The sequence below is a fragment of the Rhodoferax sp. LB1P47 genome, assembly GCF_056521445.1.
This window is the reverse complement of record NZ_JBWMAU010000006.1, coordinates 1-25,765: the sequence shown is the minus strand read 5'-3', so window position 1 is coordinate 25,765 and position 25,765 is coordinate 1. Positions and strand designations below refer to the sequence as shown.

22 protein-coding genes and 2 tRNA genes are annotated in these 25,765 nt (G+C 57.0%); 4 read left to right on the top strand and 20 right to left on the bottom strand.

The genetic code is table 11. The annotated features are described in order from the left end of the window. The first annotated feature begins 100 nt into the window (after positions 1-100). On the top strand, positions 101-1,303 hold the full coding sequence (locus tag AC0969_RS09035; RefSeq protein WP_479623807.1) for a THUMP domain-containing class I SAM-dependent RNA methyltransferase: 1,203 nt from the start codon (positions 101-103) through the stop codon (positions 1,301-1,303). Then, complete coding sequence (locus AC0969_RS09030) at positions 1,293-1,742, top strand: putative toxin-antitoxin system toxin component, PIN family (RefSeq protein WP_479623806.1); 450 nt, start codon at positions 1,293-1,295, stop codon at positions 1,740-1,742. The genes AC0969_RS09035 and AC0969_RS09030 overlap by 11 nt, the downstream gene beginning before the upstream one ends. A gap of 141 nt (positions 1,743-1,883) precedes the next feature. On the opposite strand, the gene AC0969_RS09025 is transcribed toward AC0969_RS09030, so the two are convergent. Further along, complete coding sequence (locus AC0969_RS09025; RefSeq protein WP_479623805.1) at positions 1,884-3,542, bottom strand: FMN-binding glutamate synthase family protein; 1,659 nt, start codon at positions 3,540-3,542, stop codon at positions 1,884-1,886. Positions 3,543-3,605: 63 nt separating this feature from the next. Between AC0969_RS09025 and AC0969_RS09020 the strand changes: the two genes are divergently transcribed. Continuing rightward, a complete protein-coding gene (locus AC0969_RS09020; protein WP_479623804.1) occupies positions 3,606-4,424 on the top strand; it encodes a YecA/YgfB family protein in 819 nt (272 codons plus the stop codon). Between the two features lie 54 nt (positions 4,425-4,478). Here the strand turns inward: AC0969_RS09020 and AC0969_RS09015 are convergent, their stop codons facing one another. The 3 genes from AC0969_RS09015 to AC0969_RS09005 form a co-directional block, all read right to left on the bottom strand. Further along, the gene (locus tag AC0969_RS09015; RefSeq protein ID WP_479623803.1) at positions 4,479-4,964 is read right to left on the bottom strand and encodes a nuclear transport factor 2 family protein; all 486 of its coding nucleotides are present in this window, start codon (positions 4,962-4,964) and stop codon (positions 4,479-4,481) included. 62 nt (positions 4,965-5,026) lie between these two features. Further along, a complete protein-coding gene (locus AC0969_RS09010; protein WP_479623802.1) occupies positions 5,027-5,500 on the bottom strand; it encodes a CinA family protein in 474 nt (157 codons plus the stop codon). Positions 5,501-5,523: 23 nt separating this feature from the next. Next, on the bottom strand, positions 5,524-6,045 hold the full coding sequence (locus AC0969_RS09005) for a phosphatidylglycerophosphatase A family protein (RefSeq protein WP_479623801.1): 522 nt from the start codon (positions 6,043-6,045) through the stop codon (positions 5,524-5,526). A gap of 37 nt (positions 6,046-6,082) precedes the next feature. Here AC0969_RS09005 and AC0969_RS09000 point away from each other — a divergent pair, with 37 nt between their 5' ends. Next, positions 6,083-7,219: a M14 family metallopeptidase gene (locus AC0969_RS09000; protein WP_479623800.1), complete on the top strand. Its 1,137-nt coding sequence runs from the start codon at positions 6,083-6,085 to the stop codon at positions 7,217-7,219. A gap of 362 nt (positions 7,220-7,581) precedes the next feature. Here AC0969_RS09000 and AC0969_RS08995 read toward each other — a convergent pair. The 16 genes from AC0969_RS08995 to AC0969_RS08920 form a co-directional block, all read right to left on the bottom strand. Then, positions 7,582-7,657 (bottom strand) — tRNA-Phe (locus AC0969_RS08995). Positions 7,658-7,680: 23 nt separating this feature from the next. Beyond that, positions 7,681-8,355: a response regulator gene (locus AC0969_RS08990; protein WP_479623799.1), complete on the bottom strand. Its 675-nt coding sequence runs from the start codon at positions 8,353-8,355 to the stop codon at positions 7,681-7,683. A 44-nt stretch (positions 8,356-8,399) separates the two neighbouring features. Further along, positions 8,400-10,589, bottom strand: coding sequence for a sensor histidine kinase (locus tag AC0969_RS08985; RefSeq protein ID WP_479623798.1), 2,190 nt, complete (start codon positions 10,587-10,589; stop codon positions 8,400-8,402). A 92-nt stretch (positions 10,590-10,681) separates the two neighbouring features. Beyond that, positions 10,682-11,284, bottom strand: a complete 603-nt coding sequence (locus tag AC0969_RS08980) for a DUF4390 domain-containing protein (protein WP_479623797.1) — start codon at positions 11,282-11,284, stop codon at positions 10,682-10,684. Beyond that, the gene (gene rsmB / locus AC0969_RS08975) at positions 11,274-12,629 is read right to left on the bottom strand and encodes a 16S rRNA (cytosine(967)-C(5))-methyltransferase RsmB (RefSeq protein WP_479623953.1); all 1,356 of its coding nucleotides are present in this window, start codon (positions 12,627-12,629) and stop codon (positions 11,274-11,276) included. The genes AC0969_RS08980 and rsmB overlap by 11 nt, the downstream gene beginning before the upstream one ends. A gap of 2 nt (positions 12,630-12,631) precedes the next feature. After that, the gene (locus AC0969_RS08970; RefSeq protein ID WP_479623796.1) at positions 12,632-13,174 is read right to left on the bottom strand and encodes a LemA family protein; all 543 of its coding nucleotides are present in this window, start codon (positions 13,172-13,174) and stop codon (positions 12,632-12,634) included. A 117-nt stretch (positions 13,175-13,291) separates the two neighbouring features. After that, positions 13,292-17,515 (bottom strand): DNA-directed RNA polymerase subunit beta', encoded by a 4,224-nt coding sequence (gene rpoC / locus AC0969_RS08965; RefSeq protein ID WP_479623795.1) that lies wholly within the window; start codon positions 17,513-17,515, stop codon positions 13,292-13,294. A gap of 26 nt (positions 17,516-17,541) precedes the next feature. Next, positions 17,542-21,654, bottom strand: coding sequence for a DNA-directed RNA polymerase subunit beta (rpoB, locus tag AC0969_RS08960; protein ID WP_479623794.1), 4,113 nt, complete (start codon positions 21,652-21,654; stop codon positions 17,542-17,544). 319 nt (positions 21,655-21,973) lie between these two features. Then, complete coding sequence (gene rplL, locus AC0969_RS08955) at positions 21,974-22,345, bottom strand: 50S ribosomal protein L7/L12 (RefSeq protein WP_479623793.1); 372 nt, start codon at positions 22,343-22,345, stop codon at positions 21,974-21,976. A gap of 93 nt (positions 22,346-22,438) precedes the next feature. Further along, on the bottom strand, positions 22,439-22,987 hold the full coding sequence (gene rplJ / locus AC0969_RS08950; protein ID WP_479623792.1) for a 50S ribosomal protein L10: 549 nt from the start codon (positions 22,985-22,987) through the stop codon (positions 22,439-22,441). Positions 22,988-23,221: 234 nt separating this feature from the next. Then, entirely contained in the window at positions 23,222-23,917 is a 696-nt protein-coding gene (rplA, locus tag AC0969_RS08945; protein ID WP_479623791.1) for a 50S ribosomal protein L1, read from the bottom strand. Continuing rightward, positions 23,918-24,349, bottom strand: a complete 432-nt coding sequence (rplK, locus tag AC0969_RS08940) for a 50S ribosomal protein L11 (RefSeq protein ID WP_479623790.1) — start codon at positions 24,347-24,349, stop codon at positions 23,918-23,920. A gap of 127 nt (positions 24,350-24,476) precedes the next feature. Continuing rightward, a complete protein-coding gene (gene nusG, locus AC0969_RS08935) occupies positions 24,477-25,064 on the bottom strand; it encodes a transcription termination/antitermination protein NusG (protein ID WP_295960174.1) in 588 nt (195 codons plus the stop codon). Beyond that, positions 25,064-25,447, bottom strand: coding sequence for a preprotein translocase subunit SecE (secE, locus tag AC0969_RS08930; RefSeq protein WP_479623789.1), 384 nt, complete (start codon positions 25,445-25,447; stop codon positions 25,064-25,066). Before secE ends, nusG begins: the two co-directional genes overlap by 1 nt. Positions 25,448-25,556: 109 nt before the next feature. Next, positions 25,557-25,632, bottom strand: a tRNA-Trp gene (locus AC0969_RS08925). Between the two features lie 6 nt (positions 25,633-25,638). After that, positions 25,639-25,765 (bottom strand): EF-Tu C-terminal domain-related protein (locus AC0969_RS08920; protein WP_479623952.1); only part of this gene is annotated, 127 nt, incomplete at its 5' end.

The following is a 25,765-nucleotide window of genomic DNA, read 5'->3' as shown; positions in this document are numbered from 1 at the left end:
GCGTGTGCTGTGCCAGCGCCAAAGCGCTCCTGGCGCCCCCTATGGGATACTCCACGCCTCCCAGCGGACCCGCTCCGCGTCCCACTTTGGCACCGATCCCATGAACCAACTCCAATTATTTTTACCCTGCGCCGCTGGCGTGGAAGAGCTGCTGGCCGAAGAGGTACACGCAATTACGGGCTTGCAGGGCGAGGATTTGCGCTCGCACCGGGGTGGCGTGCTGGTGCGCTCGTCGTGGCGCGACGCGATGCGGCTCAATTTGCACAGCCGCCTGGCGCAGCGGGTGCTGATCGAACTGTCCAGCACGCCCTACCGCACGGAGCAAGACCTGTACGAGGCGGCGAGCAACGTGGCCTGGGAGATTTGGTTCACGCCCAGCCAGAGCTTCAAGGTGGAAGTCACTGCGCAGCACAGCCCGCTGACCTCGCTGAACTTTGCTGCCCTGAAGGTCAAGGACGCGGTGGCCGACCGCTTCCGTTTTAAGACCGGCGTACGCCCCGATGTGAACGTGCAGTGGCCCGATGCCCGCATCTACCTGCACCTGACCACCGAGCACGCCACCATCTACATCGACACCTCGGGCGACGCGCTGTTCAAACGCGGCTGGCGCGAAGACAAGGGCGATGCCCCGCTGAAAGAAACCCTGGCCGCCGCCATGATTGCCGCCAGCGGCTGGGACGGCACCACGCCCTTCTACGACCCCTGCTGCGGCAGCGGCACCATTGCCATCGAGGCCGCGCAGATCGCCTGCAACATCGCCCCGGGCAGCCTGCGCCGCTTTGGTTTCGAGAAACTGCTGCCGTTCCAGCCCCATGTGTGGTCGGCCATCCAAGACCAGGCGGCCGAGGCCGAGCACGAGCCGGAGACGCAGATTTTTGGCAGCGATGTGGCCCACCGCATGGTCGATTTCGCCACCCGCAACGCCGAGCGCGCGGGGGTCACGGGCGTGGTCGAATTCCGGGGTGGCGATGCCTTGCAGCGTATGCCCCCAGCGCCATCCGGCGTGATGCTGCTGAACCCACCCTACGGCGAGCGGATCGAAGTGGCCGGTGTGGCCGGGCGGCGTGAGGCGGCGCAGACCGAAGACGGCGGCAGCGATTTCTTTCCCCAGTTGGCCACCCACTGGAAGCGCAACTACGCTGGCTGGACGGGCTGGGTGCTCACCCCCGACCTGAAGCTGCCCAACAAAATGCGCCTGAAAGAATCGCGCCGCGTACCGATGTGGAACGGCCCCATTGAGTGCCGCCTGTTCCGCTTCGACATGGTTGCTGGATCAGCCCGACGCGGTGCCGATGCCACATAAACCCTTGGAGCTGGGCGCGGGTCCGCACACGGTGGTGATCGACACCAACATCGTGCTGGATATTTTTATCTTCGACGACAAGGTCTCCAAGCCGCTGCAGCCCGCGCTGGCCAGCGGCCAATTGCGCTGGCTGGCCACCCAGCACATGCGCAACGAGCTGGAGCGGGTGCTGGACTACGCCCACCTCATTCCCAAACTTGCCTTCTACAACACCAGCAAGGCCGACGTGCTGGCCCAGTTCGACCGCTACGCCACGCTGGTAGAGGTGGCCCCGCGCATTACCGCCATCTGCAAAGACCCGGACGACCAATGCTTCCTCGACCTCGCTGTGGCCCACCAGGCGCTGTTGTTGAGCAAAGACAAGGCCGTCATTTCTATGAAAAAAAGGCTGCTAGCGCTAGGGGTATCTGCACAGACAGCTATTTTATTGATAGCTTGAAGTCGTCGGCACTGGCGATTTAAAAAGCGCCAAACCAACGCGCAGACATCCCTTCCAGAAACACCGTGGAACTGGCTTTGCCAGGCCAAAGGTGTTGCCCCCTGCAAGGGGGTGGGCGAAGCGAAGCGCAGCCTGGGGGTGTTACTCGACTTGTAGCGTAAAGCTGTCTGCGCTGGCACGCGGCCAGTAGAACTTGAAGACGTTGGGCAGGGCGCTGATGTCCTGGTCCAACAGCGCATCCAGCGGCAGTGGCGGCATGATGCTGACCAGCAGCTTGACCCCGGTTTCATTCACCCGGCGCACGATGTGGTGGGCGGTGATGTCGCCCGGGTGCATCAGCCCGGCGGCCTGCACCATCTCTTTCAGCGCCTTGAGTGTGTTCTGGTGGAAGTTGAACACCCGTACCGCCTTGTCCGGCACGATCAGCGCCTGCTGGCGCACCGGGTCTTGGGTGGTCACCCCCGTGGGGCAGTGGCCGGTGTGGCAGGCCTGGGCTTGCAGGCAGCCCAGCGCAAACATGAAGCCGCGTGCGGAATTGCACCAGTCGGCCCCCAGCGCCATCATCCGCGCAATATCAAAAGCACTGACCACCTTACCCGCGCAGCCGAGCTTAATGCGGCTGCGCAAGCCCACGCCGCGCAACGTGTTGTGTACCAGTTGCAGGCCTTCTTGCAGCGGTGCGCCCACGTGGTCGGTAAATTCGAGCGGGGCTGCGCCGGTGCCGCCCTCGGCCCCGTCCACCACGATGAAGTCGGGCGTGATGCCGGTCACCTGCATGGCCTTGACCATCGCAAACCATTCCCAAGGGTGGCCGATGCACAGCTTGAAGCCGGTGGGTTTGCCGCCCGACAGTTCCCGCAGTCGGGCGATGAACAGCATCATCTCGACGGGCGTGTTGAAGGCGCTGTGCGAGGCGGGCGAGACGCAGTCCACGCCCTCGGGCACGCCACGCGCCTCGGCAATCTCGGCGCTGACCTTGGGGCCGGGCAGCACACCGCCGTGGCCGGGCTTGGCTCCCTGGCTGAGCTTCAACTCAATCATCTTCACCTGTGGGTTGGCGGCGTTGGTGGCAAAGCGCTCGGGGTTGAATGTGCCGTCGTCGTTGCGGCAGCCGAAGTAGCCGGAGCCAATCTCCCACACCAGATCGCCGCCGTGGGTTTTGTGGTGTACCGAGATCGAGCCCTCGCCCGTGTCGTGCGCAAAGTGGCCCTGTTTGGCCCCCTGGTTCAGCGCCAGGATGGCGTTGGCCGATAGCGCGCCAAAGCTCATCGCCGAGATGCTGAAGATGCTGGCGCTGTAGGGCTGGGTGCAGCTGGAGCTGGTGGCTTGCAGCCCGGTGTGGCTGTCGAGCCCAATCGTGGTCCGAAAATCGTGCGTAGGCGTCACCGTGGGGGCTACCGAATGGTTGAGCCATTCATAGCCTTCGGCATGGACATCCAGCTGGGTGCCAAATGGGCGTTTGTCGATGTCGCTTTTGGCGCGCTGGTACACCAAAGAGCGCTGGGCCCGCGAGAACGGGTTGGCATCGTTGTCGGCCTCCATGAAGTACTGGCGAATCTCGGGGCGCACAAACTCCAGCATGTAGCGCATGTGGCCAATTACGGGGTAGTTGCGCAGCACCGATTTTTTGGTTTGCCGCAGGTCGTAAATGCCGACCCCGACCAGCCCCCCAAATACCAGCAGCGGCAGCACGCCGGTTTGGAAGGCCACCAGGCTGAACAGGCTCAACAGCAGACCCATCACGCACAGGCCCATGACGGTGTAGCGGATGGGATAAATGGAATTTAGATAGTTCAGCATCGGGGTTTTCTCCTGGGCGGGATGCTACTGGCTAAACTTGGGGTTTGCTATCCGTGAATGACTATGAATACAGCCCTTATTTCCCCCCTCCAGCCCGACGACTTTGATGCCCTGGATGCGATCCTGGACAACCTGCGCGAGCGCTATGACGAAACCCCGCAGTGGGAGTTTTGTGAAGGCTTTATGGCCGCCGTGATTTGTGGCCGCAAGCCCATCGCGCCCGGCGAATATTTCTCGGTACTGCTCGACATTGGTGAAGACGGCGAAGGCAGCTTTGCCGACGAAGCCCAAAAAGAAGCCTTCATGGCACTGTGGACCCGCCGCGTGGTGGAAGTGACGGCCGCGCTGGACGAAGAAAATGTGCGCAACCTGTCGGACGAAAAAGCCTACACCCCCGAGGTGCTGGACGTGCGCGCCATGATGCTGTCGCTCAGCCCCGAAGAGCGTGCCGAGGCCCTGGCGGCAGACGAAGAAGACGGCCCGCTGCCCGCATTCGGCCAGGTGTGGGCGCTGGGCTTCATGTTTGCGGTCGAATCCTGGCCTGAAGAGTGGATCGCCCCGGCCAAAGACAAGAATGCGGTGAGCGCGCTGAATTCTGCACTAGAGGCCATCGTGGCCCTGACCGAAGACGACACCGGCCCGGCCGAAGTGTCGGCTTTTGCCCCGGACGAAGAGAGCGGCGAAGAGCCCGCCCCCAGCATGTCGATGGCCCGCATGGACGCCTTTGGCGAGGCCATGTGGGCGGTGTACGACCTGCGTGAACTCTGGCGCAGCATTGGCCCGCGCGTGGAAACCGTGCGTGTCGAAGCCACGCCGGGCCGTAACGATGCCTGCCCCTGTGGCAGCGGCAAAAAATACAAAAAGTGCCACGGCATGACTTGAATGGGTCTGCGCCAATGCCGTGAATCCGTGGAGTTTTATTGGCCTATTTCAGGCTCACGGTTTGGCCAGAAATTTTTGTAGGTTGGCGGCGGCTTGGCTACGCACCTTGCTGCGTAAAAACGGTGTCCAGCCCAGCAGCAGCCCCGGCGTACCTAAGGCCTGGCGCGACCAGAGCCAAAAGTCAAACCGGTCTACGTGGCGCGCGATCAGCCCCTCGGGGTTGAAGCTGAACGTGCCGTCGATGCGGTTGTGCACCAGCCGGCCGGTGGCGCTGAAACGGTAGTGCGCCTCCCAGTGGGCTTTGCCGGTGGTGGCATCGGCTTGCAGCCCACTGAATTCCAGCTTCCACGCATCCCTGCCGTGGGTCCGGGTGGCGGCGCACAACATGCGCCACATGCCGCCCACCTCGCGCTGGCCGCGCAAGGAAAACACCGCGTCGTCAAACTCCGCATCGGGCGCATAGCAGGCCGCCATCGTGTCGGCATCGAGCGCCGCGAAGGCGCTGTAGAAGCGCTGCAAGGTGTGTTGATTGGGGTGCATGCTGGCCTTGGGTTGTTGCAAAAAATTTCACGCTGGCTAAAAGATGGGTGTGGGCATGAAAGTTAAGTTGCAAGCAACTCGGTTAAGCGCCGCAGCGCGTGCTGCACCGTGGCGGCCCGCACCGCCGCACGGTCGCCGGGGAAGTGCTGGCATTCCGCATGCACCTGGTCGGCCAATGCAAAGCCAAACCACACCGTGCCCACCGGCTTGTCGGCACTGCCGCCGCCCGGCCCGGCCACCCCGGTGACGGCCACCGCCACCTGCGCCGATGCGTGGGCCAGCGCCCCGGCGGCCATCGCCCGCACCACCGCCTCGCTCACCGCGCCGTGCTGGGCAATCAGGGCAGGGGCCACCCCCAGCATCTCGGTTTTGGCCGCGTTGGAATAGGTCACAAAGCCCCGGTCAAACCAGGTGCTCGACCCCGCCAGATCGGTGCAGGCCGCAGCGATCATGCCGCCGGTGCAGCTTTCGGCCGTCGCTAGGAAGAGGCCATTTTTAAGCATCAAATCGGCCACTAGCGCAGGTAATGTGTGCATGGGTAGCTATTAAAAATATAGTGTCACCAGAATCGCCACAAGGCGATCACCAGCAGCGTACAAAACGCCGCCACCAGGTCGTCAAAAATAATTCCGAAGCCGCCGCGTGCATTCAAGCCCTTGAACGCCTGGTCGGCCCAGGCCACTGGCCCGGGCTTGGCCGCGTCAAAGTAGCGGAACAGCGCAAACGCCACCAGCTGCCCCATGAACCCGGTCGGCATCACCAGCCACAGCACCAGCCAAAACGCCAGCACTTCGTCCCACACAATCGCCCCCGGATCGGCCACGTTCATATTGCGTGCGCACACCGTGCAGGCCCACCAGCCGATGAAAAACGAGGCCGCCAGCAGCCAACCCATCTGCGCCTGCGTCAGCAGTGGCTGGATCACCAAAAACGCCAGCCAGGCCCACAGCGTGCCCGCCGTGCCCGGGGCCACCGGGCTCAGGCCCGAACCGAAACCCAGGGCGATAAAGTGGGCCGGGTGCGACAGCAAAAACCGCACGCTGGGGCGGCGGATCGAGGGGCGGGGAGATTGGGGTTCCATCGCTCAATTATCGGGCTGGCAAACCATAATTGCGGGCATGACAAACCTGCACATCTCCAGCCAATTCGACGCCGGCGCGATCGACGTGGTAAGCCTTGCCGACCCGCAAGACATCCAGCTCCGCATCCGCCCCGACAACGCCAGCCCCTTCGCCCAGTGGTTCTACTTCTGCCTGCACGGCGCGGCGGGCGTGCCGGTGGCGCTCAAGTTTTTGAATGCAGGCCAAAGCGCCTACCCACCTGGCTGGGACGGCTACCAGATGCTGGCCAGCACCGACCGCCGCCACTGGTTCCGCGTGCCCACCACGTTTGATGGCCAGGTGATGACTGCGCGCACCACCCCCAGCGCCAACCGCATCTACTTCGCCTACTTCGAGCCCTATTCCTACGAGCGGCACCTGGACTTGCTGGGCACGGCGGCGCAGTCCGACCTAGTGGACGTGCAGCATCTCGGTAGCACCCATGCAGGCCGCGACATCAGCCTGCTGCACATCCGTGATGCAGCGGCCACCGGCCCGAAAAAGAAAGTCTGGCTCATCGCCCGCCAACACCCCGGCGAGACGATGGCCGAGTGGTTTGCCGAGGGCTTCTTGCAGCGCCTGCTAGACCGCGACGACCCCACCAGCCGCCGCCTGCTGCACCACTGCGAATTCTTCGTGGTGCCGAATATGAACCCCGACGGCGCAGCCTTGGGCAACCTGCGCACCAATGCCGTCGGCACCAATCTGAACCGCGAGTGGCTAGCGCCCAGCGTGGAGAAATCGCCCGAAGTTTTTTATGTGCGCCAAAAAATGCAGCAGGTGGGCGTAGACCTGTTTTTAGACGCGCATGGTGATGAAAACCTGCCCTACAACTTCGTCGTCGGCACCGAGGCCACCCCCGGCTACAGCCCGCGTATTGAAGCCCTGCAAGACTGTTTCAAAGCCGCTTGGCTGGCGGCAAGTCCGGATTTCCAAACAGCAGTAGGCTACCCGCGTGTCGCGCCGGGGCAGGCTAATTTGAGTTTGGCTACCAACTGGGTGGGGCAGAACTTCAATTGCTTGGCGTTCACCATTGAGATGCCGTTTAAGGACAGCGCGAATTTGCCGGATGGGCTTGGGGGCTGGAGTGGCGCGCGGGCCCAGAAGCAGGGGGCGAGCGTATTGGCGGCGGTGCTGGCTATTTCTTTGGGGTGAAAATGAGGGCTAGCGCAGGTGGAGTATGCGCTGGATGCTATTTAAAGCGTAGCGGGTTCGGTTGAGCGAGGGCTTAGGCCCGCATCGCAACGACGTTTCTCCGCTCATAGGTAAGGAAGGCATCTTCGGTTGGAAATAGACGTTCAGATGGCTTCTTTCCTAATCGCCTTGATGGCTTGCCACGATGTCAAAGTCCTCTAGGTGGGCTTGGACATCGTGGCAAGCCATCAATCACCTTCGTAACGCAGTGGAGTTTTGACACGGGTGCCAGAAACTGCGCCAGAAAACAAAAAAGCAGCCTGTTTTATGGGCTGCTTTTTTGACTACTTCCTGCTAATCTTTTGATTAGTAAGGAGATTTTTTGGTGGCCCGGGGCGGAATCGAACCACCGACACAAGGATTTTCAATCCTCTGCTCTACCGACTGAGCTACCAGGCCAAGACTTAAATTATATACCGAAATTACCCACGCTTTCCTCTAGAGAGATCAACGCCGAGTTGTTTTAATTTGCGATAGAGGTGTGTACGCTCCAAACCGGTTTGTTCTGCGACACGGGTCATGGATCCACCTTCTTGTGCGAGATGAAATTCAAAGTAGGCCTTCTCAAAACCGTCTCGGGCTTCGCGTAAGGGTTTGTCTAATTCAAAGGTCTGCTGAGACGGTGGTGCATGAAGGATTGAGGCGGGCGGCGGACTGCTTGTCAATTCAACGGGAAGTGGTCGGCTCTCTGCTGCGATTTGCTGGACGGGTGTGGGACTGGTTTTGCTTGTTGTATTGCGTGCAAGCGCTTGTTCAACGGCTTTTAGTAATTTTTGTAAGGTGATCGGCTTTTCCAAGAAGGCGTAGGCGCCGATGCGCGTCGCTTCTACTGCAGTATCGATAGTGGCGTGCCCACTCATCATGATGACTGGCATGGTCAGTGCGCCCGTTGCAGCCCATTCTTTGAGAAGTGAAACACCGTCGGTGTCGGGCATCCATATATCTAAGAGTACCAAGTCAGGGCGTGATTGCAGCCGCGCAACGCGGGCCTCAGCTGCATTCTCTGCAAGTTCGACGTTATGCCCTTCATCGTTCAAAATTTCAGAAAGAAGGTCGCGGATACCCAGTTCATCGTCAACTACCAGAATATTTGCCATGATTGAAGCGCGCGTCTCCGGTATAAAAAGCGATATAGCTGTTGTTACGCAGCCACGTTATGGTAGATGGCGAATGATAACGATACTTGCGCGCCTTCCAGGATGCCGTGGACAAAGCGGTTAGATAAGTCGATACGCGCGCCGTGTTCGTCGGCAATTTTTTTGACTACAGCCAGTCCTAAACCGGTACCTCGGCTCTTGGTGGTCACATAGGGCTCAAAAGCGCGTTTGAGAATGTGTTCTGGGAAACCATTGCCGTGGTCCAGCACGACCAAGCGGACCCGCTGAGCGGATGCCACCCACTGCGTGCGTACGATGACACCGGGTGTCATCTCCGAGAGCGAGGCAAGCTCGGTTGCATCCTGCGCGTTTTGCAAGAGATTGTGGAGGACTTGGCGCAGCTGCTCAGCATCGCCTAGGATCATTGGGCAACCACTTTCTAGCTGGATTGTGGTTTTCGCAGATGCCGTATCGTGTTCATAGAGCTGTAAGACGTCTTGCACAAGTAGATTTAGATCGAGTGGCTTGAGATCGGCGGCGGGAAGGCGGGCATAGTCACGAAATTCGTTCACCAGTCGCTTCATTGCATCGACTTGGTCCACGATGGTTTTGACAGATTTTTTCAGTAACGCTTGTTCGGGTTCGCCGACTTTGTTCAGCAGTTTCATTTCCAAGCGTTCGGCGGATAGTTGAATCGGGGTGAGTGGATTCTTGATTTCGTGGGCCAGACGGCGCGCTACTTCACCCCATGCTTGCGCCCGCTGAGCAGACACTATTTCAGAAATATCATCAAAGACCAATAGCCGGTTACTGCCCGGTAGCTCTGCGCCTCTTGCTACTAAAGTAATAGCATTTTGTGGGAATGGAGACTGTGTGGCGTTGAGCTCAAAGGATTGCTGCCAGTGGTCCAGCCCATGGTGTATCTGTTCGCTTAAAAATGCCGAGAATTGTGCTTGCACGCCCTGGGCAAAAGTGTGCATGCCTTCTACATCGGCCAGTAGTTGCCCTTCGAGCGCCGCCAGGGGGACACGCAAGATGCGGGTGGCTCCGGGATTGCTGGATTGGATGGCGCCGGCCGCATCCAGCACGATCACACCGGAGGTTAGGTTGTCCAAAATGGTTTGCAGGTTGGCGCGTGCGGCGTTGACTTGCGACATACTTTGGTCCACGGCTGAGCGGGCATCGTAGAGCTGCTGTGTCATATCGGCAAACGAGCGTGTCAGGCCGCCCAATTCGTCACGGCCTTGCCATACGGCTTTGGGCGTCAAGTCCCCTGCTGCGACCTGGCGCACGCCTTCGGCCAAAAGCAGCAGGGGGCGAGCGAGCTGGTTGCCCAGCAATACGGCCAACAGTACCGCACCAAATACCGCCAGAAACAGGCTTAACGTCAGCGTGCCGATGTACATGCGTTTTAGACCTGTTCGGGCTAGCGCCCGCTCTTGGTATTCGCGGTTGGCGGTTTGCACGGCCATGGCATTGGCGACCAGGGGGACGGGCAGGCTTTGCACGATTTGTAGAAAACGCGGCTCGGCTAAAAGACCAACGCCTCTGCTGGTCACCAGAGCCAGGGCTTTGATGTGGGCGATGGGCGGTTCTGTGCCGGGCGCAAGTCCTACATCGTCCAGTCCTTCCACCATGGCCACGGCGCGCTGCGTTCGGACGTTGCGCAGTTGCTGTGGGCTGGGCCTTTCCGGGTTGAGCAGAAAGCGTGATTGGCCGACGCTGGCAATCAATTGGCCCCCCGCGCTCCACAGCATCACATCGCTCACGTCAAGTTGGTCACGAATGCGTTCCAGTGTGAGTCCGACTGCGGCATCCGGCACCCCTGACAATTGGTTACTGGCGCTACGGGCTCTGTCTGCTAAATCAGAAGCCAGGATGTCGAGTGTGGCCCGGCCAAGGTTCACGCCTGCATCCAAGGCTGTTTCTACCTTGACATCGAACCAGCTTTCGATCGAGCGTGAAACAAACTGGTACGACACCACATAAATCAGCAGGCCCGGCATTAAACCGACCAGTGCAAATATCGTGGCCAATTTCACCAGTAAGCGGCTGCCAAATTTGCCGCGCCGTAAGCGAAGCCAGAGTCGGATCGCCATCCAGGTAATGACTCCCAGCAGGACTCCGGCAACGACAACATTGACGGCAAATAGACGTGCGTAGTTGCGTTCGTACATTTCCCGGTTGTTGGTGGACTGCGTTAACAGCAGCAGCAGAATCAAGCCGATGGCCATGACAACCACTGCGCCAACCACCCAGGCCCAGCGCAATGCGCGCGGATTTTTCAGGGTGCGGTAGTGGGGGGGCGATGTGGCTGTGGGCGATGTCACTTGGCGTTTTCAGGGAGGAGGCGCAGATTGCGGCTGCCAGTGAGGTTCCATTCAGATTGGCCCATGGCTCCAATTTGAAACGGGCGCGGCAGTTGCGAAACATCGAGACGAAAGCTGAATTCAGCGTGGGTTTTTCCGTCAAAGTCGACATCTGTAGCATCTGCAATACGCCAACGCGCAAACCGTTGCATATGCGCCAAGGCATCGGAAAGGGATTCAAAGTTCTGGTTCAACACTACGCCCAAACCGCTATTGCCCATGGCGGTCGGTCCTACATTCAGGCGCCAGCGCCGCGTCAGCGGCTGGTAGGCGAGCCGCATATAACGGGCTTGGCTGGCGACTGCCTTGTCTGACCAGTACCAACGGTCCCGCAATACATCGATCTCCGCCACAAAAAACATCGGGATGCCTTTATGCAGCGCATCCTCCACGAGGTTGGGAAGTTCAAATTTCAAATTGGCGGAAAAAAAGACACCGGATTCGTTGCGCTCTATCTGCATTTGGTTGATTTCGACCAACGTACTTTGAGCCCGTGCTGAGGACATGTAGCTGAAAAGAAGACAGGCACAGAAAACCAGTACCGCCCATTTAGGGCGCATATTTCTCCAGCAGGGCGTAAAAAAATCCATCGTTATCACAGATGCGATTGTCCGGGACAGCTTCTTCTAAACCCCATGTACGGGGTAGTAAATGGCCAGGAGAGGGCAGTAAACGGGCATCTGTGTGGTGTGCAAGAAACATTTGTATCTGATCTTGCCCTTCGGCTTTGAATACCGAGCAAGTGCAGTAAAGCAAGCGACCTCCGGTCCGCACGAGAGGCCAGAGTTGCCGCAAGAGGCTCGCCTGGAGGCTGGCTAATTGTGCAATATCTGTTTCGCGGCGTAACCAGCGCACATCGGGGTGGCGGCGCACGATGCCCGATGCGGTACACGGTGCGTCCAGCAAGAGGGCATCGAATAGTCGTCCGTCCCACCAGCTTGCAGGTTGGTTGGCATCTGCTACCAGTATCGTGGCCTCTAGGCCTTGGCGCTCTAGGTTGTGTCGGATGCGCTCGCAGCGGGTGGGGTCGATGTCGAGTGCCGTGACTTCTGCCTGCACCAGTTCGAGCAGGTGGACAGTTTTGCCGCCCGGGGCGGCGCAGGCATCCAGAATGCGCATCGGCTGCGTAGTGTCCATTCCCGTGAGTAGCAGCGGTGCAGCCATTTGGGCGGCGGCATCCTGGACCGATACCGCGCCCTCCGCGAAGCCGGGTATCTCATGCACTGGCCGGGCACGGGCTAGCGCTACGCCTGATGTGCCTACTAATTTTGCTTCTGAATTGATAGCTTCTAGCGCAAGTAGCATATGCGCTGGAGTCGTTTTCCGTGCATTAACTCGCAAAGTCATCGGGGCATGCTGGTTATTTGCTGTCAAGATGTCTTTCCAGCGCTGCGGTTGCTCGTTTTTCAAGCGCTGTATCCACCACCGGGGATGGTTCCATACGGCGACCGGATCCCGATCGGTTGCGGTCACCAGTGCTTCGCGCTCGCGTAAAAATCTGCGCAGGCAGGCGTTGATGAAACTAGCTTGGGCACGGGCCGGACCCCGGTTCGCTGCTTCGACGGTTTGGTCTACCAGGGTGAATGCCTCATAGGGCGCATCGGCTTCCTGCCACACCAGGGCCAGCGCAGTACACAGTAAGGCATCCGCGGCATGCGGTGGGGGGCGCTTGGCTAACTGGGCACGCAAGGCTTCGGCGCGGCCCAGGTTGCGCAAACTGTGAAATACCAGGGATTGCACGCCGGGACGCAGCGTGCCGTCCACTGCCGCCAATGCGGGCGTGGCGGATGTGCCGTTGCGAATGGCGTGTAGAACCTCTGCTGCGGCCAGCAGTTGGCGCCAAAGCGGAATTTGTGTAGCTTGGCTTGGATGGAGCGGGTGCTCGGTGGTGTCGTGTCGGGGCATTTTCAAAAATCGTTAGGAAGTGATGTTGCTTTGCGAAAGCCGAAGAGCCAGGCGAGCAGTAGTGCCGGAAATTGGGCGATCGCCGTGTTGTAGCTTTGGATGGCTTCTGCGAAAGCCCGGGCGGCTGGGCTGATGTACTGGCGGGCTTCGCTCCATTGGGTGCGTGTGCTTTCAGACAACGCAGCGCCGAAGACATCGTTGCCTTCGGAAGTAGCCTGTAACCAAGCCATTTGCAAAACCGTATCCGCCGCAGCTAGGGCGTGCATGGCCGATGTATCCAGAGGTCTAGTGCGTGCCACCGCAAGTGAGGCTGAAAATTGGGCTTGTGCCCCATGCAGCGGCCCCCACGTCTGCGTGGGTGCCGCTGGTGTGAGGTCGTACGGGCAGGATTGAACAATATCGACATAGCGCTGCATGGGTACGGCCAGTGCCACAAAGCTCCGCAGGGCGCGAGACCGCAACCGGACCAGCCGGTTATAGGCACCCACGGACCAGAAAAGCCCCATAGCGGCCAGGCCCCACCACAGCAATGATTCGGAGATCACGGGAAGTCTTACTTGTTACGCTTTACCGCCGCAGACGCACATATAAAAAAACACCCCAAGTCCACCGGTGATGGACTTGGGGTGCCTGTGTTACGTCACGCGAAAACGCGGCTTGCGTTATTCGTGGGCCGAGCCTTCGTTGGCTTCCGACAAGGACGTGGCTTCTTGCGCATCCGCCAATTCCGCAGCTTCGGACTCGGCAATGGCACGGCGCTCGGCATCGTCCATCAAGTCCTTGGCCAGGCGGGCCTGGTGGTAAGCCATGCCGGTGCCGGCTGGAATCAGACGACCAACGATCACGTTCTCTTTCAGACCACGTAGTTCGTCGCGCTTGCCCATGATGGCCGCTTCGGTCAGCACGCGGGTCGTTTCCTGGAACGACGCGGCGCTGATGAAGCTGTCGGTGGACAGCGATGCCTTGGTGATACCCAGCAGCAAATTGGTGAACACGGCGGGGATCTTGCCTGCGGCGCGCAATGCGTCGTTGGTGTCAAGCATCTCACTGCGTTCGACCTGTTCGCCGTTGATGTAGCCAGAGTCCCCGGTACTTTCGACGACCACGCGGCGCAGCATCTGGCGAACAATCACTTCAATGTGCTTGTCGTTGATCTTCACGCCTTGCAAGCGGTACACGTCTTGTACTTCGTCCACGATGTAGCGGGCCAGCTCTTCCATGCCCAGCAAACGCAAGATGTCTTGTGGGTCGGCAGGGCCGTCCACAATGTTTTCGCCCTTGTTGACCACTTGGCCTTCGTGCACCAGGATGCTCTTTTCCTTGGGGATCAGTTCGTCCCAGACCGTACCTTCTGGATCGGTGATCTGCAAGCGGACCTTGCCCTTGGTTTCTTTGCCGAACGACACGGTACCGGTCATTTCGGCCAGCATGCCCTTGTCTTTCGGCGTACGGGCTTCAAACAACTCGGCCACACGTGGCAAACCACCGGTAATGTCGCGGGTTTTCTGGCCTTCGATAGGAATCCGTGCCAACACTTCGCCACGGCCCACGTCCTGGCCGTCGCGCACCTGGATCAGCGCACCGATAGGGAAGCCGATCGTCACCGAGTGGTCGGTGCCGGTGATCTTCACTTCGTTGCCGTTCGCGTCGATCAGCTTGACCTGCGGACGGATCACCTTGGCTGCACCACGGCGCTTGGGATCGATAACCACCATCGTCGACAAGCCGGTGACTTCGTCGACTTGACGGGCGACCGTCAGGCCTTCTTCCACATTCTCGAATTTGCTCATACCCGCAAACTCGGTAATGATGGGACGCGTCAGGGGGTCCCAGTTGGCCAAAATCGCGCCAGCCTTGACCACTTGGTCGGCGGTAACCGACAGGATTGCGCCGTAAGGCACTTTATGGCGTTCACGTTCGCGGCCATGCTCGGTGATGACGATTTCACCCGAGCGGGCAATCACGACCAGCTCGTTTTTGCTGTTGGACACATAGCGCATCGTGGCGTTGAAGCCGATGGTGCCGTTGGACTTGGCTTCCACGCTGGATGCGATGGCGGCACGGGATGCCGCACCACCGATGTGGAAGGTTCGCATGGTCAACTGCGTACCGGGCTCGCCGATGGATTGCGCAGCAATCACACCCACAGCCTCGCCACCGTTGATCAAGCCACCTCGGCCCAGATCGCGGCCGTAGCAACGTGCGCAAATACCGAAGCGGGTGGCGCAGGTGAGTGCCGTACGCACCTTGACTTCGTCCACACCTGCAACTTCGAGGATGTCGATGACATCTTCATCGAGCATCGCACCAGCCGTAGCCAGTACCGAGCGGTCTTCGGGGTGCAGCACATCTTCGGCTGCGGTACGCCCCAGAATACGGTCACGCAGCGATTCGATAACTTCACCGCCTTCGACGATGGCGCGCATCAGGTAGCCATTGGCGGTGCCGCAGTCTTGCTCGGTAACAACCAAGTCTTGCGTTACGTCCACCAGACGGCGGGTTAGGTAACCCGAGTTGGCCGTCTTCAAAGCCGTATCCGCGAGACCCTTACGGGCACCGTGGGTGGAAATGAAGTACTCCAACACGTTCAGACCTTCGCGGAAGTTGGCGGTAATGGGCGTTTCAATGATCGAGCCATCTGGCTTGGCCATCAAACCGCGCATGCCTGCCACCTGGCGAATCTGCGCTGCAGAGCCGCGCGCACCGGAATCGGCCATCATGTAGATGGAGTTGAACGACTCTTGCTCGACTTCCTTGCCATGGCGGTCGATGGTCTTCTCTTTCGAGAGTTGGGCCATCATCACCTTGGAGACTTCATCACCCGCCTTACCCCAGATGTCCACCACCTTGTTGTAACGCTCGCCGGAAGTCACCAGACCAGAGATGTACTGGTTACCGATTTCTTTGACTTCCTTTTCAGCGCGGGCAATGATGCCGTGCTTCTCTTGCGGCACCAGCATGTCGTCGATACAGATCGAGATACCGGCTTTGGTTGCCAGGCGGAAACCGTTTTGCAACAGCTTGTCGGCGAACACCACAGTCTCTTTCAAGCCGCACTTGCGGAACGAGACGTTGATGAGCTTGGAAATCTCTTTCTTCTTCAACGCTTTGTTTATATTGGAGAAAGGCAGGCCCTTGGGCAAGATTTCCGACAGCAGTGCACGGCCAGCGGTGGTTTCCCACAGCTTGGTCGATGGAATGAATTCGCCCGTGTCTTTGTCTTTGGTGTACTCGGTCAGGCGGACATTGATGCGGGCGGTCAGTTCGACCTCGCCCGCGTCAAATGCGCGCTGCACTTCACCGGTATCGGCAAAAATTAGACCTTCGCCCTTGCCGTTGATACGGTCGCGGGTCGTGTAGTACAGACCCAGCACCACGTCTTGCGACGGCACGATCGAGGGTTCACCGTTGGCCGGGAACAAAATGTTGTTCGATGCCAGCATCAAGGTGCGGGCTTCCATCTGCGCTTCAACCGACAGAGGCACGTGTACCGCCATTTGGTCACCGTCAAAGTCGGCATTGAATGCCGAGCAGACGAGAGGGTGCAACTGGATGGCCTTGCCTTCAATCAGGATCGGCTCAAAAGCCTGGATACCCAAACGGTGCAGCGTAGGCGCACGGTTCAGCATCACGGGGTGCTCTTTGATCACCTCTTCCAGGATGTCCCACACGACGGGCGTGCCGGACTCGACTTCTTTCTTAGCCGCCTTGATAGTGGTGGCGATGCCCATGGCTTCCAGGCGCGAGAAGATGAATGGCTTGAATAGCTCCAGCGCCATCAGTTTGGGCAAGCCGCACTGGTGCAGCTTGAGGGTCGGGCCCACCACAATGACCGAGCGGCCAGAGTAATCGACGCGCTTGCCCAGCAAATTCTGGCGGAAACGACCGCTCTTGCCCTTGATCATGTCGGCCAAAGACTTGAGTGCGCGCTTATTGGCACCGGTCATCGCTTTACCGCGACGGCCATTGTCCAGCAGCGAATCGACTGCTTCTTGCAGCATGCGCTTTTCATTGCGGGCAATGATTTCTGGAGCCTTCAACTCCAGCAAACGGCGCAGGCGGCTGTTACGGTTGATGACGCGACGGTACAGATCGTTCAAATCCGACGTGGCAAAACGGCCGCCGTCCAGCGGTACCAGCGGACGCAGGTCCGGCGGCAACACGGGCAGTACGTTCAGCACCATCCATTCGGGCTTGATGCCCGACTTCTTGAACGCTTCCAGGAGCTTGAGGCGCTTGGAGTTTTTCTTGATCTTGACTTCGGAACCCGTTAAGTCGCCGCGCAAGCGCTCGATGGATGCATCGATTTCGATGGCTTCCAGCAGGTCTTTGATGCCTTCCGCTCCCATCTTGGCCACGAACTCATCGCCATACTCTTTGGTTTTGGCATCAAAGTCATCTTCCGACATGATCGCGAATTTCTTCAGCGGGGTCATGCCAGGGTCGGTGACCACATAGGCTTCAAAGTACAGCACGCGTTCGATGTCGCGCAGCGTCATGTCTAGCACCAGGCCAAGACGCGATGGCAGCGATTTCAGGAACCAGATGTGGGCGCAAGGTGCGGCCAGATCGATGTGGCCCATGCGTTCGCGGCGCACTTTGGTTTGCGTGACTTCAACGCCACACTTTTCGCAGATGACACCGCGGTGCTTCAGGCGCTTGTACTTACCGCACAGGCATTCGTAGTCTTTGATAGGGCCAAAGATCTTGGCGCAAAACAGGCCATCACGCTCCGGTTTGAAGGTGCGGTAGTTGATGGTTTCTGGCTTTTTCACTTCGCCGAAAGACCACGACCGAATTTTTTCGGGGGAGGCCATGCCGATCCGAATCGCATCGAAATGCGAATCGGGCGTGAACTGCTTGAACAGGTCGAGTAATGATTTCATGTGTTAAATCCTTTTCTTGTCCGCAATTAGCTACGCTCGAGCTCGATGTCCAGGCCCAAGGAACGGATTTCCTTGACCAGCACGTTGAACGACTCGGGCATGCCCGCTTCGATGGCGTGCTCGCCCTTGACAATGCTTTCGTACACCTTGGTACGCCCCACCACGTCATCTGATTTGACCGTGAGCATTTCTTGCAGGGTGTACGACGCGCCATAAGCTTCGAGCGCCCACACTTCCATTTCACCGAAACGCTGTCCACCGAACTGTGCTTTACCGCCCAGTGGTTGTTGGGTCACCAAGCTGTAGGGGCCGGTAGAGCGGGCATGCATTTTGTCGTCCACCAAATGGTGCAACTTCAAGAAGTGCATATAACCAATCGTCGTTGGACGCTCAAACGGCTCACCTGAACGGCCGTCAAACAAATTGGCTTGGGTACGCGTTGCGTTCAATCCCTTGTGTTTGGCGATGTTCTCTGGATAGGCCAGTTGGAGCATGCCCCGGATCTCTTCTTCCGAAGCACCGTCAAACACGGGCGTTGCAAAAGTAACCCCTTGGGCCATATTGGCAGCCATGTTGAACACTTCGTCGTCGCTGAGGTGGCTCAGATCTTCCTTGCGGCCCGAGCCGTTATAGAACGAGTCCATGAAGCTGCGGACTTCGGCAACTTTTGCCTCGGCTTGCAGCATGTCGCCAATGCGCTGTCCAATGCCCTTGGCGGCCCAGCCCAGGTGGACTTCCAGCACCTGGCCCACGTTCATCCGCGAAGGCACGCCCAGCGGGTTCAGGCAGATGTCGCACGGAGTGCCGTCAGCCATGTAAGGCATGTCTTCGACCGGAACAATCTTGGACACCACACCCTTGTTACCGTGGCGGCCGGCCATCTTGTCACCAGGTTGCAGGCGACGCTTGACCGCCAAGTACACCTTGACCATCTTGAGCACGCCTGCTGGCAACTCATCGCCTTGGGTCAGTTTTTTGCGTTTTTCTTCAAAAGCCAGGTCGAAGCTGTGGCGTGTTTGTTCCAACGAATTCTTGATGGATTCCAGTTGGGTGGCAACTTCATCATCGGCAGGACGGATGTCAAACCAGTGGAATTTCTCCACTGATGACAGGTAGGCCTTATCGAGCTTTGTGCCCTTGGCCAGCTTCTGAGGACCGCCATTGGCGACCTTGCCGGTCAACAGCTTCTCGATACGGTCAAACGCATCGGCTTCCACAATCCGCAACTGGTCATTCAGGTCTAGGCGGAAGCGTTTGAGCTCATCGTCAATGATCTGCTGGGCACGCTTGTCCCGCACGATACCTTCGCGGGTGAACACTTGCACGTCAATCACGGTACCTTGCGAACCCTGGTCTACGCGCAGCGATGTATCTTTTACATCACTGGCTTTTTCACCAAAGATGGCGCGCAGCAGTTTTTCTTCTGGCGTTAACGTGGTTTCACCCTTGGGTGTTACCTTGCCAACTAGGGTATCGCCAGGTTGAACTTCTGCACCCACGTAGATGATGCCCGATTCGTCGAGGCGGTTCAGTTGCTGTTCGCTCAGATTCGGAATATCGCGGGTAATTTCTTCGGCACCCAGCTTCGTGTCACGGGCCATCACCACCAGTTCCTCGATGTGGATCGAGGTGTAGCGGTCATCCGCCACTACGCGTTCGGAGATCAAAATCGAATCTTCGAAGTTGTAGCCATTCCATGGCATGAAGGCGATGAGCATGTTCTGCCCGATCGCGATTTCACCGAAGTCGGTGGACGCACCATCGGCAATCACATCACCCTTGGCCAAACGATCGCCTTTTTTGACGATAGGACGCTGGTGGATATTGGTGTTTTGGTTGGAGCGCTGGTACTTGATCAGGTTGTAGATGTCTACACCGACCTCACCGGCTGCCGCTTCCGCGTCGTTAACTCGAATCACGATACGGGTGGCATCGACATAGTCCACCAAGCCGCCACGGGTGGCGGTCACCACGGTGCCTGAATCCACTGCGGCCACGCGTTCGATACCGGTACCGACGAATGGCTTTTCTGGACGCAAAACGGGCACGGCTTGGCGGGACATATTAGCGCCCATCAAGGCACGATTTGCATCATCGTGTTCCAGGAAAGGCACGAGCGAGGCTGCAACAGAAACAATCTGCGCGGGCGAGACATCCATGTACTGAACGCGTTCGGCTCCGACCAAGATGGATTCGCCTTTTTCGCGGGCTGAAACCAAATCACCAGTGAGTTTGCCGTCTTTATCCAAAGTAGCATTGGCCTGGGCAATTACGTATTTGCCTTCTTCAATAGCCGACAAATAGTCAATCTCTTTGGTGACTTTGCTATCTACCACTCGGCGGTACGGTGTTTCGATAAAACCGTATTCGTTCAAGCGGGCATACAAGGCCAAGGAATTGATAAGTCCGATATTCGGACCTTCTGGCGTTTCGATCGGGCACACACGGCCGTAGTGTGTTACGTGCACGTCGCGCACTTCAAAGCCAGCACGTTCGCGGGTCAAGCCGCCCGGGCCAAGTGCCGATACACGGCGCTTGTGGGTGATTTCGGCCAGGGGATTGGTCTGGTCCATGAACTGCGACAGCTGGGATGCACCGAAGAACTCTTTAAGTGCTGCGGAGATTGGCTTGCTGTTGATCAGGTCATGCGGCATGAGCGGCTCTTGCTCAGCCTGGCCCAAACGCTCTTTTACAGCCTTTTCAATACGTGCCAAACCAGCCCGGTATTGGTTTTCAGCCAGTTCGCCAACGCAACGAACGCGGCGATTACCCAGGTGGTCAATGTCATCGACTTCACCACGGCCATTGCGTAGATCGACAAGGATCTTGACTACCGACAAAATATCTTCATTGGTCAGCACCATAGGACCGGTAGATTCTTCACGGCCCATCTTCGCGTTGAACTTCATGCGGCCCACGCGCGATAGGTCGTACGTATCAGGGTTGTAGAACAGGCGTTGGAAAAGCGCCTGCACAGCATCTTCTGTCGGTGGTTCGCCAGGACGCATCATGCGGTAAATGGCGACGCGGGCGGCAAATTCATCTACGGTTTCATCGCTGCGCAGGGTTTGCGAGATATATGCGCCCTGGTCCAACTCATTGGTATAGATGCACTGCAAGTCTTGCACGCCAGAGGTACGCAATTTCTTGAGTAATAGTTCCGTCAGCTCTTCGTTTGCCTTTGCGATGATTTCACCGGTATCGCTATCCACGATATTTTTTGCCACTACGCGGCCAACCAAGAAATCTTCTGGAACGCTAATGTGAGTCGTACCGGATTGCTCAAGGTCTCGGGTATGGCGAGCGGTAATCCGCTTGTCTTTGGCAACTGCCACTTTGCCAGTTTTGTCTGTAATGTCGAAACGGGCAACCTCGCCGCGCAGACGCTCAGCCACAAACTCCATTTGTGCGCCACTGTCCATCAGACGGAAGTTGTCGTTGACGAAGAAGTTCGCCAGGATAGATTCTGGCGTCAGACCAATGGCCTTGAGCAAAATGGTCACCGGCATTTTGCGCCGACGGTCCACACGGAAATACAATACATCTTTAGGGTCAAACTCGAAGTCCAGCCACGAACCACGGTAAGGAATCACGCGCGCAGAAAACAGTAACTTGCCTGAGCTATGGGTCTTGCCCTTGTCATGCTCAAAAAATACGCCTGGGGAGCGGTGTAACTGCGAAACGATTACGCGTTCGGTACCATTAATGATGAAAGAGCCTTTTTCTGTCATGAGCGGTACTTCGCCCATATAGACTTCCTGCTCTTTTACTTCTTTGACAACCTTGGACTGCGATGTCGAAGACTCACGGTCATAAATAATGAGCTGAACCTTGGCCCGTACGGCCGAGGCAAATGTCAGGCCCCGAGTCTGGCACTCGCGCACATCAAAAGCAGGCTTGGCAAGGTTGTACTCGACGTACTTCATCTCGACAAAACCATTGTGTGAAACTATCGGGAAAGCTGCATCAAATGCTGCTTGCAAGCCTTCCACAGTGCGTTTTTGAGGCGCGAGATCTGCCTGCAAAAATGCGGTGTAAGCATCTTTTTGCATTTGCAGAAGGTAAGGAACTTCTAGCACGCTGTCGCGGCTACCAAAATTTTTACGAATGCGTTTGCGTTCGGTGTACGTATAAGCCATGAGATCTCCGGGGGCAAGGACTTGGGAATCCTGGGGGGCCTGTCAACTGTCGTGTTGCACATCATGCGCAACGAACTTGGCGGTTGGCCACTACCAACCATGGCGGACGATTGCGCATTGCACGCAATCCGAACCAAGGCATCTTCTGCAGTCGGGGCCAGAAGACACTGAAAAGAAGGTGTTGGTACCTTCTTTTCAGTGTGTTCTAACTTTCATAGTTGGTGGCGCGATCCTCCGGATATGAAAATTATTTCACTTTCGACAAGCACGAAAGGCTGGGGGCTCCTTTGGGAGCACCCAGCCCTCGTTTGCGAGTGAATTACTTCAGTTCGACTTTAGCGCCAGCATCAACCAGCTTCTTCATAGCAGCTTCAGCATCAACCTTGGAGATGCCTTCTTTAACTGCCTTAGGTGCGCCATCGACCAAGTCCTTCGCTTCTTTCAAGCCCAGGCCGGTGATTTCGCGAACAGCCTTAATGACCGACACTTTTTGAGCGCCAGCTTCGAGCAGAACGACGTTGAATTCGGTCTTCTCTTCAGCGGCAGCAGCAGGGCCAGCAGCGGCTGCAGGGCCAGCCATCGCTGCGGCGCTTACACCAAACTTCTCTTCGATGGCTTTCACCAAATCGTTGAGTTCCAGGACCGTCATGCTATCAAGCGCGGTCAAAAATGCGTCTTTATCGAATGCCATTTTGATTTCCAGTTTTTTTAGTTGGGGACACGCTGTGCATATGCAAGCGAATGTCCAACAAAGTTTTTGTCAATACCGACAGTAACCTGTGGGTTATGCCGGAGCAATCTCGTCAGCCGCTTCTGGGGCCGCTTCGACTGCTGGTTCGGTAGAACCTGCGCCTTTTTGTTCCGCCAACGCTGCCAGCACACGTGCCGTACGCGAAATGGGGGATTGCATCAAGCCCAACAACTGCGCCAACAAAACTTCCTTGGAAGGGATGCTTGCCAGTTGCTTAACGCCGTTCACGTCCAGAACTTTTCCGCCGAAAGCACCACCACGAATCACCAACTTGTCGTTGGTCTTCGAGAATTCAGCTACTACTTTTGCAGCAGCTACGGCGTCAACAGAAAAGCCATAGATCAGCGGACCGGTCATCTGGTCGGACACGACTTCAAAAGCACTGCCTGCGACAGCACGACGGGCCAAGGTGTTTTTCAACACGCTTAAGGTCACGCCATTGCTACGCGCTGCTGAGCGCAATTTGGTCATGTCAGCGACCGTGATACCACGGTACTCCGCCATCACGAGCGTTTGAGCTTTAGCGGCGAGGCTGGTCACATCGGTAATGACCGCTTCTTTCTCACTGCGATTAAGACTCAAGGTCTACTCCTTAAAATGTATTGTCCGGCTGATTGCCATTCAACACGCCACTCTGCAGCGACCAACTGTTTCGGAAAACTTATTCCATCTGCAGCGGGATCGCCATCTGCGTTGGTTTTCACTGATTAAGCACAGACAAGCTGCACACCAACGGTCTTGGATGGCTCGATAAAACCTTGCGGTTTCAACGACCCACCACCTTGAAGCCTTTTGTAGAGGCTTCAAATTTTGCAATTACGCTGCGATGGTTTGCGTGTCAACGCGAACACCCACACCCATCGTGCTCGAAACCGCGACTTTACGTAAATACAAACCCTTGCTCGCTGCCGGCTTGGCTTTTGTCAAGGCGTCGATCAGCGCGGCCAAATTGCCTTGCAACTTGTCAGAGTCAAATGAACGACGGCCAATTGTGCTGTGCACAATACCGGCTTTGTCAACGCGAAACTGGACTTGGCCAGCTTTAGCATTCTTAACGGCGGTCGCGACATCTGGTGTAACCGTACCGACCTTCGGGTTGGGCATGAGTCCACGTGGGCCCAGAATCTGACCGAGAGTGCCCACAACACGCATAGCGTCAGGTGCTGCAATCACAATGTCAAAGGGCATGTTGCCAGCCTTGATCATTGCTGCAAGGTCATCCATGCCGACGATATCTGCGCCAGCAGCCTTAGCTTCTTCAGCTTTGGCCCCTTGGGCGAACACCGCAACACGCTTGGTCTTGCCGGTACCGTTAGGCAACACGACAGCGCCACGGACCACTTGGTCGGACTTCTTGGCATCAATACCGAGCTGTACGGCCACGTCGATGGACTCATCAAACTTGGCGGTAGCGCAATCTTTGATAATCACCAACGCGTCACTCAGCGAGTAGAGTTTGTTGCTATCAATCTTGCCGGTAGATGCTTTTTGTTTTTTGGTCAGCTTAGACATTTACACGCCCTCCACATTCACGCCCATAGACCGGGCGGTACCAGCGATAGTACGGACTGCAGCATCTAGATCAGCGGCCGTAATATCTTTCATTTTGATCTTTGCAATTTCTTCGAGCTGGGCACGGGTAATCTTGCCCACTTTCGCGCTGTGCGGTGTGGCGGAGCCCTTATCTAGCTTGATAGCTTTCTTGATCAAGACAGTCGCCGGAGGCGTCTTGATGATGAATGTGAAACTTTTGTCTGCAAAAGCAGTGATCACTACTGGCAGTGGTAGACCTGGCTCTACACCTTGGGTCTGCGCATTGAATGCCTTGCAGAACTCCATGATGTTCAAACCACGTTGACCCAGTGCGGGACCGATGGGGGGGGATGGGTTAGCTTTACCTGCTGGTACTTGCAGCTTGATAAAACCGACGATTTTTTTCGCCATTTTTTACTCCTTACGGGTTTTAACGCTGTTGTCTACCGAAACTGGCGGACATCTGCTCCCCGGGGTTGCGACTCACTAACTACATCCACGCTGAGTCGAAAAGCGTGGAATCCATTAATTACAGTATTTAGGTCTTTTCGATCTGGCTAAATTCCAGCTCGACTGGTGTGGCGCGGCCGAAAATAGTGACCGAAACACGCACTTTGCTTTTTTCGTAGTTCACTTCTTCTACAGAGCCATTGAAGTCTGTAAAAGGACCTTCTTTTACCCGGACAAACTCACCCACCAAAAATTCGACTTTGTGGCGTGGTTTGTCAGTGCCCTCTTGCATTTGACTTACTATTTTCTGAACTTCTGCTTCAGAAATAGGTGCGGGACGGTTTTTTGCTCCGCCTACAAAACCAGTTACTTTATTGGTGTGCTTGACTAAATGCCATGATTCATCATCCATCACCATTTCAACAAACACATAACCCGGGAAAAGGCGCCGTTCAGTCGTTTTACGCTGGCCATTTTTGATTTCGACCACTTCTTCAGTTGGCACTAGGATGCGAGCAAATTTTTGCTGCATACCTGATTGAAGAATTCGTTCCGTAATATTTCGTTCGACCGCTTTTTCCATTCCGGAATAAGCATGCACGATGTACCAACGAAGGTCTGGATTCACGGGAGTCGCACTCGGTTCCGCAGCGCTCATTTCTACAACATCAGTCATTACTTTTTCCAGCCCAGAATCAAGTCATAAAAAACCCATTCCAGCGTCTTGTCAGTGAGCCACAGGAATAGGGCCATAAGCACCACAAAGCCGAAGACATACAAGGTCATCTGCGTTGTTTCTTTTCGTGTAGGCCAGACAACCTTCTTGACTTCACGCCAAGCATCGCGGCCAAATCCGACCAGTTGTTTGCCTGGTTCAGATATTAAAAATATCAGGACTGAAGCTGTTAAGCCCGTAATCAACGCCGACCATTGGGCGATCTGCCCTTGCTTGCTCAGGAGATAAAAGGCGGCTAAGGCACATACCACCAAAATAGCAGACAAGGCCAGTTTGGCTTTGTCTGCATTGGTGTTGATCGTTTCAACTTGCGAAGTGGCCATTTTTGGCATTATCCTGCTTCAAATTTATGATGCCTCTTGAGACACTGAAGCCCGTCAGGTCATGACGGGCTTATTGAGACTAACTATTTGCCACCTTGAACTTATCAGGTGGCAGGGGCGGAAGGAATCGAACCATCAACCTTCGGTTTTGGAGACCGACGCTCTGCCAATTGAGCTACGCCCCTAAAAAATTAAGCAATAATCTTGGCAACCACACCGGCGCCGACGGTCTTGCCGCCTTCGCGGATAGCGAAGCGCAGACCTTCTTCCATGGCGATGGGGTTGATCAGCTTGACGGTGATCGACACGTTATCGCCC